Source organism: Rhizobacter sp. (assembly GCF_031412495.1).
Lineage (GTDB): Bacteria > Pseudomonadota > Gammaproteobacteria > Burkholderiales > Burkholderiaceae_C > Schlegelella_A.
This window is the reverse complement of record NZ_JANODC010000498.1, coordinates 1-2,335: the sequence shown is the minus strand read 5'-3', so window position 1 is coordinate 2,335 and position 2,335 is coordinate 1. Positions and strand designations below refer to the sequence as shown.

2 protein-coding genes are annotated in these 2,335 nt (G+C 71.0%); both read left to right on the top strand.

The features are described 5' to 3' along the window. Positions 1 to 1,069: GspE/PulE family protein (locus tag AC30N0_RS18715; RefSeq protein WP_489519397.1), on the top strand; the 1,069-nt coding region annotated here is incomplete at its 5' end. A 3-nt stretch (positions 1,070 to 1,072) separates the two neighbouring features. Next, entirely contained in the window at positions 1,073 to 2,287 is a 1,215-nt protein-coding gene (gene gspF, locus AC30N0_RS18710) for a type II secretion system inner membrane protein GspF (protein ID WP_489519396.1), read from the top strand. Positions 2,288 to 2,335: the final 48 nt, after the last annotated feature.

The following is a 2,335-nucleotide window of genomic DNA, read 5'->3' as shown; positions in this document are numbered from 1 at the left end:
GCAGGCGGCCAAGGACGGGGCCAGCGACATCCACATCGAGCCCTACGAGCGCTCGAGCTCGGTGCGCTTCCGCGTCGACGGCACGCTGCGCGAAGTGGTGCAGCCGAACAAGGCGCTGCACGCGGCGCTCATCTCGCGCCTGAAGATCATGGCCGAACTCGACATCGCCGAGCGCAGGCTGCCGCAGGACGGCCGCATCTCGCTGCGCATCGGCGGCCGCGCCGTCGACGTCCGCGTCTCGACCCTGCCGTCCGCGCACGGCGAGCGCGCCGTGCTGCGCCTGCTCGACAAGGCCGAGTCGAAGTTCACGCTCGAGGGCCTGGGCATGAGCGGCGACGTGCTGACCAAGTTCGACCACCTGATCAAGCAGCCGCACGGCATCATCCTCGTCACCGGGCCCACCGGCTCGGGCAAGACGACGACGCTCTACGCCTCGCTCGGGCGGGTCGACACCGCCGGCACCAACATCCTCACCGTCGAGGACCCGGTCGAGTACGAGCTCGCCGGCATCGGCCAGACCCAGGTCAACGCCAAGATTGACCTCACCTTCGCGAAGGCGCTGCGCGCGATCCTGCGCCAGGACCCCGACGTCATCATGATCGGCGAGATCCGCGACTACGAGACGGCGCAGATCGCCATCCAGGCCTCGCTCACCGGCCACCTGGTGCTGGCCACCGTGCACACCAACGACGCGCCGAGCACGGTGACGCGGATGATCGACATGGGCGTCGAGCCGTTCCTGCTGTCGTCGAGCCTGATCGGCGTGCTGGCGCAGCGCCTGGTCCGCAAGCTATGCCTGCATTGCCGCAGGGAAGACGACCGCGGCCGCTGGCATCCGGTCGGCTGCGCCCAGTGCGGCATGACCGGCTACAAGGGCCGCACCGGCGTCTACGAGCTGATGGACGTGGACGATTCGATCCGGGCCCTGATCCACGGCCGCGCCGCCGAGTCGCAGATCCAGGTCGCCGCCGAAGCGGCCGGGTTGAGGTCGATGCGCGAGGACGGCGAACGGCTCGTGGCCGAAGGCGTCACCTCGGCCGAGGAAGTCATGCGCGTCACGCGAGAGTAGTTTTTGCCCGCCTACCGCTTCGAGGCGCTCGACGCTGCCGGCAAGGCGCAGACCGGCCTGCTCGACGCCGACAACTCGCGGGCCGCGCGCTCGCAGCTGCGGGCGCAGCAGCTGGTGCCGCTCGCCGTCACGCAGGTGGAGTCGGCCGGCACCGGTGCCGTCGGCTTCAGCCTCAAGCGCAAGGTGTTCAACGCCACCGGCCTGGCCGTCTGGACGCGCCAGCTGGCCGGGCTGGTCGGCTCCGGCTTGCAGCTCGAGCGCGCCCACACCGCGCTCGGCGACGAAGCCGAGGACTCGCGCCAGCGCGAGCTGGTGGCGCACCTGCGCAGCGAGGTCAACGCCGGGTCGCCCTTCGCGCGCGCCCTGGCCAGCGCGCCGCGCGAGTTCGACGACGTCTACCGCGGCGTCGTCGCGGCCGGCGAGCAGAGCGGCGCCCTCGGGCTCGTGCTCGAGCGCCTGGCTGACGACCTCGAGGCGCGCCAGGAGCTGAAGGGCCGCCTCGTCGGCGCGACCCTCTACCCGGCGATCGTCTCGGTGATCGCCTTCGCCATCGTCATCTTCCTCGTCACCTACGTCGTGCCGCAGGTCGCCACCGTCTTCAGCAGCTCGAAGCGGGCCCTGCCCGCGCTCACCGTGGCGATGATGTCGATCAGCGGCTTTCTGCGCAGCTACGGCTGGGTCCTGGTCCTGATGCTGGTCGGCGGCGGCGCCGTGCTGATGGTCATGCTGCGCAACGAGCCGTTCCGCGAGCGCTTCGACGCCGGCTTCCTCGGCCTGCCGCTCATCGGCCGCCTCGCCCGCGGCTACAACGCGGCGCGCTTCGCCGGAACGCTGGCGATGCTCGCCGGCGCCGGCGTGCCGATCCTGAAGGCACTGCAGGCCGCGGCCGAGACGCTGTCGAACCGGGCCATGCGGGCCGACGCGATGGATGCCCTCGTGCAGGTGCGCGAAGGCGCGCCGCTGGCCTCGGCGCTCGCCGGCAAGAAGCGCTTCCCCGGCATCCTGGCGATGTTCTCGCGGCTCGGCGAGCAGACCGGCCAGCTGCCGCTGATGCTCGACCGCGCCGCGCGTCAGCTCGGCACCGAAGTGCAACGCCGCGCGCTGCAGATGGCGACGATCCTCGAGCCGCTCCTCATCGTCGCGATGGGGGGCGTGGTGATGCTGATCGTGCTGGCGGTGCTGCTGCCGATCATCCAGCTCAACACCTGGGTCAAGTAGGGCGGCAGCTCAGACGGCGGGTGACTCGTTGCCCGCGAACGGTGATTG